The following is a 14331-nucleotide window of genomic DNA, read 5'->3' as shown; positions in this document are numbered from 1 at the left end:
CATGGACGTGTCACCGGCACGTTCCTATATGTAAATAATGGAACTCGAGCCCGTTTTTAGCGCCGCTGCGGATACACTGCGTGCCATTCCCCGGTCGGAGCTGCTGATGGCGGCGGTCGTCGCCATGCTTGTAGGGTGGTTCGGCGCAATGATCGCCAAACGCTCGATGCTCGGCGGGGTGCTACGCATGGCGAGTTCACTTGCGCTTGGTCTCATCCTCCTTACTGTTGTTCTGCAGCTCTCGCGTTTCGATCCCCGCTTCGACATGGCCGTCCCGCAAATCGGCCTGCCCGAACAGGTCGTCGAAGGCGGCGAGACGCGCATTCCGCTATCCGCCGACGGGCATTTCTGGGTTCGTGCCGATGTAAACGGTGTGCCGGGAAATTTCATGATCGATACCGGCGCGACGCTGACGGCGATTTCAGCTGGGCTGGCGGAACGGGCGGGGCTCGAACCAAGGCGCGGCGGCATTCCCATCATGCTCGGCACGGCGAATGGGACGGTACAGGCACACGTGGCAACGGTCGATAGCCTTACCTTCGGCAATGTCAGTGCCAGCGGCACCGATGCTGCGATTGCGGAGAACTTCGGCGACTTCAACGTCATCGGGATGAATGTGCTTGCGCGCCTCGGCTCCTGGCGGGTTGAAGACAACACCCTGATCCTTGTCCCTCGAGCAGAAGATACGATTTCATGAACTCTGGCGTTTGACCGCGCTGCCGGAGCCGCTAGTGGCTTGCATTATGGACGGTTCGACCACGCTTCCCGCCCCGCCGGTGCTCGGTGAACTCCTCGTGCAGGGACCGGTCGCGCTTTTCCTCGATTTTGACGGTACGCTGGTGGAAATTGCTGCTCGTCCCGGTGAAATTTACGTGCCGGATGCGCTGGCAGGCGACCTTCAGACCTTGAGCAGTCGGCTGGACGGCAGATTGGCCTTGGTCAGCGGCCGCGCACTGGATGATCTGGCAGGCCACCTGGGTGAACTGGCCGTATGCCGCGCGGGTTCGCATGGTGCATCGCGCTATCTCGCCGATGGCACCCGCTTGGGCGAAGAGCCGCGCGGACTGGCAAATAGCTCGATTGCCGAACTCAAATCCTATGCCGAAGACAATGGGCTGTTCTACGAAGAGAAAGCGCACGGTGGTGCCCTGCATTTTCGTGATCAACCGGGCAAAAAGGACGCGACGCTCGCTTTTGCAGCGGATTTCGCCGGATCGCGCGATCTCTGTGTCACCAGGGGGAAAGGCGTGATCGAACTCGTCCGGCCGGGCGCAACCAAAGCTGCAGCGGTCGAAGCTTTCATGCAAATAGCTCCCTTTGCGGGCGCCACTCCCGTGTTCATTGGCGACGATGTGACCGACGAGGACGGGTTCGCTGGCGCGATAAAATTCGGCGGATTCGGCATCGCCGTCGGAGAACGTCCGAGTGAGCGGGCACGATACGCTCTCGGCAGCGTTGCTGCAGTGCACCATTGGTTGGAGATGTAATGAAGCCCGATCTCGAGCTTTCCCCTATCGGTAATTGTCAGGTCAGCGCCCTGATTGATCGTGAGGGCGCCATCGTCTGGGGCTGTGTTCCCCGCGTGGACGGCGACCCGGTCTTCTGTTCTCTATTGAACGGCGATGCGCGGGATCGTGGTATCTGGCGCTTCGAACTGGAAGGCCAGACCAGCGCTACGCAGCGTTATGAACGCAATACCGCCATTCTCATCACGCGCTTGGAAAGCGAAGACGGAAGCGCAGTGGAGATCCACGATTTCGCGCCGCGCTTTGAACGTTCGGGTCGGATGTATCGTCCCGTAGCCTATGCCCGCATCGTCAGGCCGGTGGCTGGTGCGCCGCGCATGCGTGTAGTGCTGGCACCGATGATGGAGTATGGAGCCAAGCTTGCCGAAACCACCAACGGCACCAACCATGTTCGCTATCTAATCGGTCCGCAGGCATTGCGCCTGACGACTGATGCGCCAGTCGGGTATGTGCTTGAAGGCCGCAGTTACCGGGTCGAGAGTGATCAGCACTTCTTTCTCGGCCCCGATGAACCCTTCGTCGGCAACATCCGCAGCGAAGTCCGCCGTTCGGAAGCGGCAACAGCCCGCTACTGGCAGCATTGGGTGCGCGGCCTGCATATACCCCTCGAATGGCAGGAAGAGGTCATCCGGGCGGCAATCGCGCTCAAGTTGTGCCAGCATGAAGAAACCGGTGCGATCGTCGCTGCACTTACCACGTCTATTCCGGAAGCACCGAACAGCCAGCGCAACTGGGACTACCGTTACTGTTGGATCCGCGACAGCTATTACACCGTGCAGGCGCTTAACCGCCTCGGCGCGCTCGATGTGCTGGAGAAATATCTCGCCTATCTACGCAACATCGTGGACCAGGCCCGCGGCGGGCAAATCCAGCCGCTGTATTCGGTCATGGGGGAAACCGAACTCCACGAATTCGAAGCCGAGAAGCTCGCGGGTTATCGCGGCATGGGGCCGGTACGTGTGGGTAATGCCGCCTACAAACAGGTTCAGTATGATTGCTACGGCCAGATCGTCATGCCGACTGCGCAGGCCTTCTTCGACACCCGTCTGCTGCGCATGGCCGACGACCGCGATTTCGAGCATCTCGAAGAAGTTGGCGAAGCCGCGTGGGCCAAGCATGACAAGCCAGACGCCGGGTTGTGGGAGTTTCGTACCCGGCAGGAAGTGCACACTTATTCCGCAGTCATGTGCTGGGCAGCCTGCGACCGTCTCGCGAACGTCGCTGCTCGTCTGGGCAAAGGCGACCGCGTAATTTACTGGCAGGAAAGGGCGTCCGCCATACGCGCAAAGATAGAAGAGATGGCGTGGGCGGACGAAGGCGATCACTACCGCGCCAGCTTCCAGAGCGACTATCTCGACGCAAGTCTGCTCCAGATGGTTGAGCTGCGTTATCTCAAGCCGGATGACGCGCGCTTCCTGAAGACCTTCGCCGCTATCGAGCGCGACCTGCGCCGCGGCAATCACATGCTTCGCTATGCAGCGGAAGACGATTTCGGTGCGCCCGAGACTGCGTTCAACGTCTGCACCTTCTGGCTGATCGAAGCGTTGGCGCTTGTTGGGCGCCGCGATGAGGCTCGCGGTATTTTTGGCGATATGCTCAGTCATACGACCCATTCCGGCCTGCTTAGCGAAGACCTCGATTATGAAACGGGCGAGCTTTGGGGGAACTTCCCGCAGACCTACTCGCTAGTTGGTATAATCAACTGCGCTGGCCTTTTGAGCAAACCCTGGAGCGAAGTCCGCTGACCGGAGATCCACGCCTCGTCGTCATTTCCAACCGCGTTGCGGTACCCAAAGCCCGTGGAGCGGCCGGAGCCCAGGGTGGCTTAGCAGGCGCGCTGCATGCAGCGTTGAAAGATCGCAAGGGCTTATGGTTTGGATGGTCCGGCGAGGAAAGCGAGAGCGGCCGCACGGGTCACATCGATACGCAAACGTCCGACGGGGTAACAACAGCCACGCTCGATCTCTCTCAGCGCGATATCGACGAATATTACAATGGCTATGCCAATTCGACCTTATGGCCGCTATTTCACGATCGACTTGATCTGGCAGAGTACGAACGTGAAACGGCCAAGGGATACGAGCGTGTAAACGAGCGCTTTGCCGAACTCGGCGCCCCTCTGATTGACGCAGAAGATATCGTTTGGGTTCATGATTACCATTTGATCCCGCTCGGCGAACGGCTGCGTTCACGCGGGCTCAAGAACCGCATAGGGTTTTTTCTTCACATCCCTTGGCCGGCCACCAGGATGTTCGTCTCTCTGCCGTATCACGAACGGCTTGTCCGAACGCTGCTGTTCTACGACGTCGTTGGTTTTCAAACGCAGGAATGGCTCGAAAGCTTTCTGCATTATTGCGAAAACGAACTGCGCGCGGAAGTCGATAAGGCCAGTGGCACGGTCACCTTCGAAGGCCGCACCACCATCGCAAGAGCTTACCCCATCGGCATCGACTGGGAACATTTCTCGAAGCTTGGTGAGAATGGTGAGGCGCGGCAGGCGCAACAGCGGCTGATCAGTTCGACGCGTCGACGCATCGCGATGATCGGTGTGGACAGGCTCGACTATTCTAAGGGAATTCCGGAGCGCATAGATGGCATCGGACGTTTCTTCGATAAAAACCCGGAGAGCATTCGCGATCTCGTCTTCATTCAGATCGCTCCGCCGAGCCGGGAAGACGTTGGCAGTTATCAGGAAATCCGTGCTGCCCTTGAACAGAAATGTGGCCAGATCAATGGTGCGCGAAGCGAAGTCGACATGGTGCCCATCCGGTATGTGAACCGGGGATATAGCCACGCTGAACTTTTCGGGTTCTTTCGCGGCGCCAAGATCGGACTGGTTACGCCACTTCGCGATGGCATGAACCTTGTGGCGAAAGAATATGTTGCCGCGCAGGATCCGGAAGATCCCGGGGTTCTCATCCTTTCGCGTTTTGCCGGCGCTGCCGCTCAACTGAAGGATGCAGTTCTGGTCAACCCACACAGCCCCGACGACATCGCCCACGCTATTCGCATTGCTCTCGATATGCCGCTGGACGAGCGGAAGCGGCGCTACGAAAAGATGATCGCAACGGTGCGCGATGACAATGTCCAGAACTGGACCAGGGACTTCCTGCGCGATCTTTCCGAGGCCTGATCAAGACCTGCGCGATTGCGTATGCGATGAGCGACTGCCACCGTCTCCGCCATGATTCGTGATCCTTTTCTCAAAACGCAGGGCATCCACAACTTTCGCGACTATGGCGGCTGGGCCACGAAAGGCGGGGGTGCCGTTCGTACGGGACTGCTCTTTCGCTCCGGCCATCACGTCGGCGCGACTGACGCAGACCTTGCAGCCATCGCTCCGCTGGACATCCATACCGTCATCGATCTGCGCGGTGAGAGCGAGCGCAGCGCCAACCCCTGCCGGCGGGTCGAGGGTTTTGATGGCGAAGTTCTGTTCTACGAAGGGGAAACGACAAGCAGTCCCCCTCATATGGATATCGATCCCGAGATGAGTGCGGGCGATTTCGCGCGTCAGCGCATGTTGGCAGTCTATACTCGTATGCCCGACAATCCGGCGATGATCGACATGTTCGGCCGCTATCTCAACATTCTTGCTAACAGGGATGGAGCTAGCCTGGTCCATTGTTATGCCGGGAAGGACCGGACGGGCGTTGCGGCGACCATGCTGCTGCATATTCTCGGGGTATCCGAAGAGAACCAGCGACGTGAATTTTTGCGAACCAATGACAGCCCTACGTTCGAAGTTCTCGCGCGCCAGTCACTCCCCGGCATCGAAGCGCGGCTCGGGCGCAAGCTGGATGACAGTGCGGCAAAGGACCTGCTCGGTGTGCGCGAAGAGTATCTCGACCGCTTTCTCGAGATCGCGAGCGATCGCCACGGGAGCTTCGATGGCTATCTGGAGCAGGCGATAGGTGTGGATGAAGCGCTTCGTGAAGCCCTGATCACACGCTTCGTGACGTGACTCTCAGTCCTGCGGTTCCCATATAGCCGCAAAACCCATTCAGACTTACGGAATTGACGACATGGCTACCCATCGCACCAAGATGCTCATCATCGGCTCGGGACCGGCAGGCTATTCTGCCGCCATTTACGCAGCGCGAGCCATGATGGAGCCCATCGTGGTGCAGGGGCTGCAGCCCGGCGGCCAGTTGACCATCACGACCGATGTCGAAAACTATCCCGGCTTCGCAGACGTTATCCAGGGCCCCTGGCTGATGGAGCAGATGCAGAAGCAGGCCGAGCATGTCGGTACGCGCATGATGTGGGACACGATCGTCGATGTGGACATCGCTGGCGGATCGCCTTTCAAGGCGATCGGAGACAGCGGCGACGAATACATCGCAGACGTTCTGGTGATCGCCACAGGGGCCCAGGCCAAGTGGCTCGGCGTTCCGGGCGAGCATGAGCTGGGCGGCAAGGGCGTTTCAGCCTGTGCCACGTGCGATGGCTTCTTCTATCGCGGCAAGAAGGTAGCAGTGATCGGCGGCGGCAACACGGCAGTCGAAGAAGCCCTATACCTGACCAACCATTCTGACGATGTGACGCTGATCCATCGCCGCGACGAATTGCGCGCGGAGAAGATCCTGCAGGAGCGCCTGCTCAATCATCCCAAGATCAGCGTTCTGTGGAACAAGACTGTCGAGAGTTTCGAGGCCGGTCCGTCGGGAGCACTGGCCCATCTCAACTTGCGCGACACGGTGACTGGCGATGCGAGTACCTTCGACGTCGACGGCGGCTTCGTCGCCATTGGCCACGCCCCTGCCACCGAACTGTTCAAAGGCAAGCTGCCGATGGACGACGGTGGTTACCTGCTGACCGAGCCGGGTTCACCCAAGACGGAAGTTCCGGGCGTATTCGCAGCGGGCGACGTCACCGACCACGTTTATCGCCAGGCGGTTACGGCCGCCGGGATGGGCTGCATGGCCGCGCTCGATGCAGAACGCTTTCTTGCCAACCTCGAGATCGACATGGACGGTCACGCGCATGCAGCCAAGGAGGCTGCAGAGTAAGCGGCCCGGTCCCCGTCAGATGTGAAGATCGAACACGGCGATGGCGGCGTGGAAGATCAACGCAATCAAAGCGATGCTGGACAGCGCAAATAGAACGAAGCGGACCATCACCACATTGGCGGTCGCCTGTACCAGCGAGTGGGTGATCCTGAGACCTACATAAATCCAGGCGATCAGCGCGTTCATGCCGTCACCCCAGCCAATCAGGGCGAGCAGAAGCGCCACCGCGTAGAACACCGTCGGCTGTTCGTGCAGGTGGTTGTAGTTATGTGCCTTCCATTGCACCTGCTCGGGAAGACGTTCGTCGAGAGTGCCGGTCTTGCGCGCGTCGTCGGGCTGGATCTTCGCCTTCGACATGGCTGGAATGCGGGTGGCGTACATCCAGAGCCACATGATCATGGTCCACGCCATCAGCACGACGACAGGCTGGAGAATTTGCGAATCAATCATCGAAGCGGTCCCTGTCATGCCGGCGCCAGGCTCGGGTCATGGAACATGGTTAGGGCAATGGCGCGATAGGCGAGATACATCAGCGCCGCGCTCGACAGGAAGAAGAGCAGGAAGCGGATCTTTACGACGTTTACCGTGGCCTGCCAGACCGAATGCACGATACGAAGAGCGACATAGATCCATGCGGCAACGACGTCGAAAGCACTGGCGCCGAGCAGCGCGATGATGATCGTGACGGCGTAGAACAGCGTCGGCTGTTCCATGAGGTGAGCGTAATTATGCGCTTTCCAGTTGATCTTGTCCGGCAGAACCCCTTCGAGATCCTGGCCGCGACCGCCCGGACGGGCATTTCCCAGGCCGCCACCGGCCTTGCCCATCGCTGGCAGGCGCGTTGCAGCCATCCAGACGAGCATTATCAGCGACCACGCGATCAGTACCGCCGCGGGTGCGAGCATCTGGGCTAGCATTGTCGATTTCTCCCCTTTGACCCTTGCCGACGAACGTGCGGCGGCGCGGATCGATTGTCAAACGCAACTATCGATCAGTGATGGTCGCAGCGAAGCTTGCTGCGTCGGTGTTGCCGCCGGTGACCATGATCACCGTATCCTCGTCCACCGCGACTTTGCCCGCAAGCGCTGCGGCAAGGGCGGCAGCGCCACCGGGTTCGACCACGAGGTTGAGATGGCCGAAGGCGAAGCGCTGTGCTGCCCGGACTTCCTCGTCGGTGACGGTGACACCGGGTTCGGCGCGTCCCTGAAGGACCGACAGGTTGATCGGCTTGGTAGTATCGGGCTGCAGGGCGTCGCAGATGGTGGAAGGCGGGTTCTCGCCGACATGGACCACCTGGCCAGCCGCAATCGCCCGACCGACCATGTCCCACCCGTGCGGCTCGACGATATGAATAGCACTTTCGGGACAGGCGAGAGCGAGACCGGCCGCCAGGCCGCCGCCGCCGCAGCAGACCAGCAGGCGCGACGGTGCACGGCCAAGCTGCGCCTCGATCTCTATACCGGCGCTTCCCTGGCCTTCGATGACCCAGGGATCGCCAAAGGCGTGAACGAGGACTGCACCGCGTTCTTCCACCAGCTTTGCCGCCACGTCGTCCCGGTTTTGGCCAGGGCGGTCATACAGAACGATTTCCGCGCCCAGAGCACGGGTCGCTTGCAGCTTCACCTGTGGAGCGTTGCGCGGCATCACAATCGCGGCGGCAATCCCGAGACGACGAGCCGCCCAGGCGACGCCTTGCGCATGGTTGCCCGAGGAAACGGCGATCACGCCGCGCGCCCGTTCCGTGTCATCAAGGTTCGAAAGCCGCCACCAGCCCCCGCGGATCTTGAACGCGCCGACGGGCTGCAGGCTTTCCGCTTTCACATGGCAGCGAACCCCGCCGATCTCGACCGGCAAAAGCGGGGTGGGGGGCAAGATAGCGGCGACAGAGCGCGCTGCGGCAAGCACGCCGTCGCGATTCGGTGCGCGGATATCGCTCATCAGTTCGTCGCTCGGGCAGAACACATGGACCGCATGTTACACCGTCCAAGGGCAAAAAAATCCGGCCCGGTTTGGCGCTGCAAACGGGCGGAGAGGGGGCAGGGGATATATTTGGTCATGTACCCGGCTATGCCGAAATTACGCAAAGTAGGAAACGGGGATGGCGGATCGTTTGGCGCTGCCGGTGCATTTCGCTAGGGAGCGCCCAAGATTCGAACCCGGAGAATATTTTCATGTCGACAGTCCTCGTGATCGGTGCCGGCGGCGTCAGCTCGGTCTGCGTCCACAAGATGGCGATGAACCCCGATATCTTCACCAATATCCACCTGGCCAGCCGCACCAAGAGCAAGTGCGATACGATCGCCGCTTCCGTGAAAGAGCGTACGGGGGTGGATGTGAGCACCTATGAGATCGACGCCGAGGAAGTTCCGGCGATGGTCAATCTCATCAAGAAGATCGGTCCCGAACTCGTGGTCAACCTGGCCCTGCCATATCAGGATCTGCCGATCATGGACGCCTGCCTGGAAGCGGGCGTCGATTATCTGGACACGGCCAATTACGAACCGAAGGACGAGGCCAAGTTCGAATATCACTGGCAGTGGGCCTATCAGGACCGCTTCAAAAGTGCAGGATTGATGGCGCTGCTGGGATCGGGTTTCGACCCCGGCGTAACCAGCGTCTTCACCATGTGGCTCAAGAAGCACAAGCTGAAGACCATTCGCCAGCTCGATATTCTCGACTGCAACGGCGGCGACCATGGCCAGGCCTTCGCCACCAATTTCAATCCCGAAATTAACATTCGCGAAGTGACCGCACCTGCGCGCCACTGGGAAAACGGTGAATTCGTCGAAACCCCGGCCATGGGCAAGAAGGTCGAATTCGACTTCGAGGCGGTCGGCCCGAAGAACATGTACATGATGTACCACGAAGAGCTGGAAAGCCTCGCCAAGTTCAATCCGGAGATGGAACGGGCGCGCTTCTGGATGACGTTCGGCGATGAGTACATCAAGCACCTGACCGTCCTGCAGAACGTGGGCATGACCCGGATCGATCCCGTCCGGTATCAGGGCAAGGACATCATCCCGCTCCAATTCCTCGCGGCGGTCCTGCCCAAGCCTGAAACGCTGGGCGAAACCACCAAGGGCAACACCAATATCGGCGTGATCGCGACGGGTGAAGCGCTGGATGGCAGCGGCGAGAAGACGTTTTACATCAACAATATCTGCAGCCACGAAGCGGCGTATGAGGAAACCGGCAACCAGGCGGTTTCCTATACCACCGGTGTGCCCGCGATGATCGGTTCGGCCATGATGGTCACCGGCAAGTGGACCGGCGACGGCGTGTTCAACATGGAAGAAATGGATCCCGATCCTTTCATGGACATGCTCAACGAACATGGCCTGCCGTGGCAGGTGAAGGAACTGGACGGGCCGGTGGATTTCTGATCGTGACCCGCGCGGCTGTGTTCGCGCCGATCGTGCTCCTCGCCCTATCCAGTCTGCTGATGAATCTGGCGTGGTACGGCCATCTCAAGGCTCCGCATCGCGCGTTGTGGGTGGCGGTGCTGTTGAGTTGGGGAGTTGCGTTCTTCGAATACATGCTGGCCGTGCCGGCGAACCGTATCGGCGCTCAGACCTATTCACTGGCTGAGCTCAAGACCATTGCCGAGATCTGCTCCTTGATCGGTTTCGTTATCGTCGCCTGGGCATTGTTCGGAATTCGTCCCGGACTAAACCAGGCGATCGGCTTCATGCTGATCGCCGCGGGGGCGGTGTTCGTGTTTCGCGGACCTTTTCCGTCATGAAGCGGATAGCGGTTCTTGCTGCACTGGCCCTGGCGGCATGTTCGGGCCAGACAAAGCCGGAAGACGCGCCGCGCGCCGAAGTGGATGGCAATTGGGCGGAAATCCCGGAAGGCGTCGCCTGGGGCGAAGTCAGCGCCGTCGATACCGACAGCCACGGGCATATCTTCGTGCTCCAGCGTGCCGGACGCGATTGGAAAGAGCCGTTTCCGTCCAATCCGATCGATGATCCGGTGGTTTTCATGTTCGCGCGCAATGGTAAGTTGCTGGGTCGCTGGGGCGCTGGCGAGACGGTAATGCCGCACGGCCTGTCTATCGATGATACAGACAATATCTGGATCACGGATGTGCAACGCGAGCAAGTGCTGCGCTTTTCCCACGATGGCACGCTGGAAATGACGATGGGCGCGCGAGGCAGATCGGACGATGTGCCGGATCATTTCGGCAGACCGACGGACGTTGCTTTCGGCAGGGACACGGTATTCGTAGCCGACGGATATGCGAATTCGCGGATCGCGGTATTCGACCGGCAGGGTAATTTCCTGAGCCAATGGGGCCATGAAGGTTCGGGCGCTGGCGGGCTTGCCGTTCCGCATTCGGTCGCGGTGAAGGACGGCAAGGTCTATGTCGCCGACCGAGAGAACCGGCGCATCAAGATATTCAGTGAAGGCGGGCGTTTGCTGGAAACGTACAATACGCCCGGCTATCCCTATGCGGTCAAACCGTTGGGGCAGGGGTATTTCGTGTCAGTTGAAGGGCGCGATGCCAGCGATCGTGAAGGTGCCATCGTGCGCGTCTGGCGGCCGGATGGTACGATCGAGCGCATTCTCGACGCGAGCGGGGAAGGGCCGACAAAGGGGCACGACCTTGCGATCGGCGGTGACGGAACAATCTATCTGGCCGATCCGGAGGGCAAGCGTGTGCTGACCTTCGAACTGGCCCAGACGACGGAAGACGAGTGATGGAAACAAAAGCCGGCGATCCGGGCGCATTCGCCCAATTCGATCTGGACCGGGTCAGCAGCCCGGCCTTTGTCGTGGATGCGGCAAAGCTGCGCGCCAACTGCCAGGTGCTGGCAAACATCCGCGACGAGGCCGACATCAAGGTACTGGCTGCGCTCAAGGCCTTTTCGATGTGGTCGACGGCGCCGATTATCGGCGAATATCTGGACGGTGTGTGTACGTCCGGGCTGTGGGAAGCGCGACTGGCCAGCGAATTCTACGACGGCGAGATCGCGACCTATTCTGCAGCTTACAAACCCGACGAGCTGGAAGAGGTGTGCCGGCTGTCCGACCATGTGATCTTCAATTCGCCCGGCCAGCTGGAGCGGGCCGCGTTGATCCTGGAAAATGCGCGCGCGGCGGGTCAGGATTTCGACGTCGGGCTGCGCATCAACCCCAAGCATGCAACGGGCGAAGTGCCGCGCTACGATCCGTCCAGCCCGGGCAGCCGGCTGGGTTTCCCGATCGACCAGTTAACGCCGGAAATCATGGCGCAGGTCGATGGTATCCATTTCCACAATCTGTGCGAACAGGATTTCGAACCGCTCCACGCCACATGGGACAAGGTGTTCGATGCGATCGAACCGTGGTTCGGCCAGCTCAAGTGGATCAACATGGGCGGGGGCCACCATATCACCCGCGCCGATTACCAGCGCGAGGAGCTGATCGAATTCCTGCGCGATGCGAAAGAGGATACGGGCGCGGACATCTATCTCGAACCGGGTGAGGCGGTGGCGCTGGACGCGGGTATCCTCGTCGGGACGATACTGGACACCGGTTTCAACGAACTGCCCGTCGCCGTGGCCGACATTTCGGCCACCTGCCACATGCCGGACGTGATCGAGGCGCCCTATCGCCCGGCCATGCTTGGCGAAAGCGCGGACCAGACCGTGACAGAGGTGCGGATCGGCGGGCCGTCATGCCTCGCCGGAGACGTGATCGGCGATTACCGCATTCAAGGCGGCGCAGAGGTGGGCAAGCGTTTCGCGTTCCTCGACCAAGCCCATTATTCGATGGTGAAAACCAATACGTTCAACGGGGTCCAGCTTCCCAGCATCTATCTTTGGGACAGCGAAACCGACCACCTCGAGCTGGTGAAAGAGTTCGGCTACGACACCTTCCGCGACAGGTTGAGCTGAGGACCAAGCAGGGGCGCAGCGTCCCTCGTTTCGCGCAAAGGGTCGCGGCGGTCGAAACATAGCTGGTCGCGGCCGCTTCGCTTGGCATTGTAAAGCAGCAAGTCGGCTTCGCGATAGCTTGCCTTCGGATCTGCGGGATCGACCTTGGCGAGGCCGGCGCTGGCCGTGATCGGCTCGTCCAGACCGGGCACCTCGTTATCGATCGCGAGGGGGATTCCGCGGCGCACCCGGTCGAGTTCGAGCGCGGCCAGTTCGACCGACGCGGCGCGGACGACCACGGCGAATTCCTCGCCCCCCAGCCGCCAAGCGCCGACGAAGGAGCCGGTTGCGATCTCACGTCTCAGCATGTCGCCCAGCCATTCGAGCACGCGGTCGCCCGTGGCGTGGCCATAGGTGTCGTTGACCGATTTGAAGCGATCGATGTCGATCAGGCCGAGCATGTCTCCCGCCTGCCAGACGCGCGCATCGTAATCGCGTCGATTCCCCAAGCCCGTCAGCGCATCATGGCGTGCCTCGCGCGCCAGATCGTCGCTGACGGCAAGAGCGGCGTCGCGTTCCTCCCGCAGGGCTTTGACGCGCCAGCCCACGGCCGCCATCAGCGCAGCCGCTTCGAACGCCAGAGACAGATAGAAGCCGAAGTCGGCGATCGGCGGGAGCGAGTAGAGGCCGAGGTTACGGACCAGCCGTTCGATGGAAAATACGAAGGGTACGCTCCACGCCATGACGAATACACGCGCGGCCTCGCTCCCCTTGCGCCACGCCGAGGTGGTGATCACCAGTGTGGCGATGGAACCGGGGATGAAGCAGAGGTTGTAAGCGGCGCGCATGCTCATACCCAGCAGGGCGCCAAGCGGAAGCAGAAAGCCGCCTGCAAATACCAGCAGGCCGCACGCGATTGCCACCCGCCGCATGGCAGGCGTGATTGCGTCGCGTTCAAAGAAGGTCAGCGCGAAGGGGGCGAGCAGGGCGATCGCCCAGGCGAGAGTGGCGTAGGAAATCACCGAACGCGTCCAGAGCGAGATGCCCGGCGCAATCAGAAATATGAGGGAGCCCGCAGTGGTGACGTAAATGACCAGCAGGGCCGAAAAAGCGAAATGCACCGCGGCGAACCAGCGGCGCAGCGCGATCGCCATGAAACCGCTGACAATCGCGGTAAGAATGAGCATGCCGAGGACCACGCCGAGCAGCACAAGCGATCCGGTACGGTCGCGCTCTGCCGCTTCGGTTGACACGACCTTGAGCCCATGGGCGAGATCGGGCCCAAGCGGACGATCGACGCGCACGAACAAGGGGCCTTCGCCGCCGAGGCTGTGCAAGGGGAGGGCAAAGCGGGTGCCGGTCGTCCAGTTCTTTGCAAGCGCGGCGGAACTCATGGCCCGGCTTGCCATGCGACCATCGGACTTTGCCCGCGCAATGATCAAGCCGCTGGATGCCATGGCATCACCGATAAGAACCGGCTCCTCGACATGCAGCGCCTCTGCCGGGATGCGAACCCAGCTGTGATCCCCGACCGCATCGAGCTTGGCCGCATCGCAGACCCAGTTTGAAGAAGCAGCTGCCTCTGCCGAATCGAGCAGGTCGTCCGTCGCAAGGATGCAATTCGCCGCGCCGCTTGCTGCGCGCGCATCCACAGCCAACCCGGAAAGGAAGGTTGCGGCGAGCATCATCAGCAAATAGTGGACGGCGCGTCTCATAAAGGCGGCGCTAGCATCACATGTTTGTATGTGGGTTAATCTTTCGCCTTTTGATAAAAAACGGTTTTTACCGGTCGCCCTATCGCAACTCAGCCTCGCCGCGACCCGGCTGCGCTTGCATTCCTATTCCTACATTTCACTTGCGATTAATGACCCACCATTTATATGCGCCGCTCCCGCTGCCCCAAGGGGACTTCCTAACCGCAAGGCAGCTTGTCGT

Annotated in this window: 14 protein-coding genes; 10 read left to right on the top strand and 4 right to left on the bottom strand. The window is 60.6% G+C overall.

Features of this window, described 5'->3' with window-relative positions; genetic code table 11:
- Positions 1-37 precede the first annotated feature (37 nt).
- The 6 genes from K3177_RS06865 to trxB all read left to right on the top strand — a co-directional run bounded on the left by K3177_RS06865 (position 38) and on the right by trxB (position 6538).
- A complete protein-coding gene (locus K3177_RS06865) occupies positions 38-697 on the top strand; it encodes a retropepsin-like aspartic protease family protein (RefSeq protein WP_103023130.1) in 660 nt (219 codons plus the stop codon).
- A gap of 46 nt (positions 698-743) precedes the next feature.
- A complete protein-coding gene (otsB, locus tag K3177_RS06860; RefSeq protein ID WP_221597668.1) occupies positions 744-1487 on the top strand; it encodes a trehalose-phosphatase in 744 nt (247 codons plus the stop codon).
- A complete protein-coding gene (locus K3177_RS06855) occupies positions 1487-3271 on the top strand; it encodes a glycoside hydrolase family 15 protein (protein ID WP_221597667.1) in 1785 nt (594 codons plus the stop codon). Before otsB ends, K3177_RS06855 begins: the two co-directional genes overlap by 1 nt.
- Positions 3268-4659 carry an alpha,alpha-trehalose-phosphate synthase (UDP-forming) gene (locus tag K3177_RS06850; protein WP_221598094.1) on the top strand — a complete coding sequence of 464 codons (1392 nt, stop codon included), beginning with the start codon at positions 3268-3270 and terminating at the stop codon, positions 4657-4659. The genes K3177_RS06855 and K3177_RS06850 overlap by 4 nt, the downstream gene beginning before the upstream one ends.
- Before the next feature lie 51 nt (positions 4660-4710).
- Positions 4711-5490 (top strand): tyrosine-protein phosphatase, encoded by a 780-nt coding sequence (locus K3177_RS06845; RefSeq protein WP_221597666.1) that lies wholly within the window; start codon positions 4711-4713, stop codon positions 5488-5490.
- 61 nt (positions 5491-5551) lie between these two features.
- On the top strand, positions 5552-6538 hold the full coding sequence (gene trxB / locus K3177_RS06840; RefSeq protein ID WP_196846463.1) for a thioredoxin-disulfide reductase: 987 nt from the start codon (positions 5552-5554) through the stop codon (positions 6536-6538).
- Positions 6539-6553: 15 nt separating this feature from the next.
- Here trxB and K3177_RS06835 read toward each other — a convergent pair whose 3' ends face one another.
- The 3 genes from K3177_RS06835 to K3177_RS06825 form a co-directional block, all read right to left on the bottom strand.
- Positions 6554-6988 (bottom strand): MAPEG family protein, encoded by a 435-nt coding sequence (locus tag K3177_RS06835; RefSeq protein WP_103023438.1) that lies wholly within the window; start codon positions 6986-6988, stop codon positions 6554-6556.
- A 14-nt stretch (positions 6989-7002) separates the two neighbouring features.
- A complete protein-coding gene (locus tag K3177_RS06830; RefSeq protein ID WP_196846462.1) occupies positions 7003-7455 on the bottom strand; it encodes an MAPEG family protein in 453 nt (150 codons plus the stop codon).
- 67 nt (positions 7456-7522) lie between these two features.
- Positions 7523-8476 carry a threonine ammonia-lyase gene (locus K3177_RS06825; RefSeq protein ID WP_221597665.1) on the bottom strand — a complete coding sequence of 318 codons (954 nt, stop codon included), beginning with the start codon at positions 8474-8476 and terminating at the stop codon, positions 7523-7525.
- Positions 8477-8709: 233 nt separating this feature from the next.
- Here K3177_RS06825 and K3177_RS06820 point away from each other — a divergent pair, with 233 nt between their 5' ends.
- Genes K3177_RS06820 through K3177_RS06805 form a run of 4 tightly spaced genes read left to right on the top strand, consistent with a single transcriptional unit; the run spans position 8710 to position 12417 of the window.
- Entirely contained in the window at positions 8710-9921 is a 1212-nt protein-coding gene (locus tag K3177_RS06820) for a saccharopine dehydrogenase family protein (RefSeq protein ID WP_196846460.1), read from the top strand.
- A gap of 2 nt (positions 9922-9923) precedes the next feature.
- On the top strand, positions 9924-10280 hold the full coding sequence (locus K3177_RS06815; RefSeq protein ID WP_173829973.1) for a DMT family protein: 357 nt from the start codon (positions 9924-9926) through the stop codon (positions 10278-10280).
- On the top strand, positions 10277-11239 hold the full coding sequence (locus K3177_RS06810; RefSeq protein ID WP_221597664.1) for a peptidyl-alpha-hydroxyglycine alpha-amidating lyase family protein: 963 nt from the start codon (positions 10277-10279) through the stop codon (positions 11237-11239). Before K3177_RS06815 ends, K3177_RS06810 begins: the two co-directional genes overlap by 4 nt.
- Positions 11239-12417 (top strand): carboxynorspermidine decarboxylase, encoded by a 1179-nt coding sequence (locus K3177_RS06805; RefSeq protein ID WP_221597663.1) that lies wholly within the window; start codon positions 11239-11241, stop codon positions 12415-12417. The genes K3177_RS06810 and K3177_RS06805 overlap by 1 nt, the downstream gene beginning before the upstream one ends.
- Here the strand turns inward: K3177_RS06805 and K3177_RS06800 are convergent.
- The gene (locus tag K3177_RS06800) at positions 12387-14111 is read right to left on the bottom strand and encodes a GGDEF domain-containing protein (RefSeq protein WP_221597662.1); all 1725 of its coding nucleotides are present in this window, start codon (positions 14109-14111) and stop codon (positions 12387-12389) included. The two genes, K3177_RS06805 and K3177_RS06800, sit on opposite strands and share 31 nt — an antisense overlap.
- Between the last annotated feature and the right edge of the window lie 220 nt (positions 14112-14331).

This window comes from Qipengyuania pacifica, from assembly GCF_019711555.1.
Taxonomy (GTDB): domain Bacteria; phylum Pseudomonadota; class Alphaproteobacteria; order Sphingomonadales; family Sphingomonadaceae; genus Qipengyuania; species Qipengyuania pacifica.
The sequence above is the reverse complement of the archived record's forward strand: the minus strand, read 5'-3'. Positions and strand labels throughout refer to the sequence as shown.

Excerpts from the sequence above, each read along its gene's own strand:
- K3177_RS06865 (WP_103023130.1), top strand. The coding sequence starts at position 38 with ATGGAACTCGAGCCCGTTTTTAGCGCCGCTGCGGATACACTGCGTGCC.
- otsB (WP_221597668.1), top strand. The coding sequence starts at position 744 with ATGGACGGTTCGACCACGCTTCCCGCCCCGCCGGTGCTCGGTGAACTC.
- K3177_RS06855 (WP_221597667.1), top strand. The coding sequence starts at position 1,487 with ATGAAGCCCGATCTCGAGCTTTCCCCTATCGGTAATTGTCAGGTCAGC.
- K3177_RS06845 (WP_221597666.1), top strand. The coding sequence starts at position 4,711 with ATGATTCGTGATCCTTTTCTCAAAACGCAGGGCATCCACAACTTTCGC.
- trxB (WP_196846463.1), top strand. The coding sequence starts at position 5,552 with ATGGCTACCCATCGCACCAAGATGCTCATCATCGGCTCGGGACCGGCA.
- K3177_RS06835 (WP_103023438.1), bottom strand. The coding sequence starts at position 6,988 with ATGATTGATTCGCAAATTCTCCAGCCTGTCGTCGTGCTGATGGCGTGG.
- K3177_RS06830 (WP_196846462.1), bottom strand. The coding sequence starts at position 7,455 with ATGCTAGCCCAGATGCTCGCACCCGCGGCGGTACTGATCGCGTGGTCG.
- K3177_RS06825 (WP_221597665.1), bottom strand. The coding sequence starts at position 8,476 with ATGAGCGATATCCGCGCACCGAATCGCGACGGCGTGCTTGCCGCAGCG.
- K3177_RS06820 (WP_196846460.1), top strand. The coding sequence starts at position 8,710 with ATGTCGACAGTCCTCGTGATCGGTGCCGGCGGCGTCAGCTCGGTCTGC.
- K3177_RS06810 (WP_221597664.1), top strand. The coding sequence starts at position 10,277 with ATGAAGCGGATAGCGGTTCTTGCTGCACTGGCCCTGGCGGCATGTTCG.
- K3177_RS06805 (WP_221597663.1), top strand. The coding sequence starts at position 11,239 with ATGGAAACAAAAGCCGGCGATCCGGGCGCATTCGCCCAATTCGATCTG.
- K3177_RS06800 (WP_221597662.1), bottom strand. The coding sequence starts at position 14,111 with ATGAGACGCGCCGTCCACTATTTGCTGATGATGCTCGCCGCAACCTTC.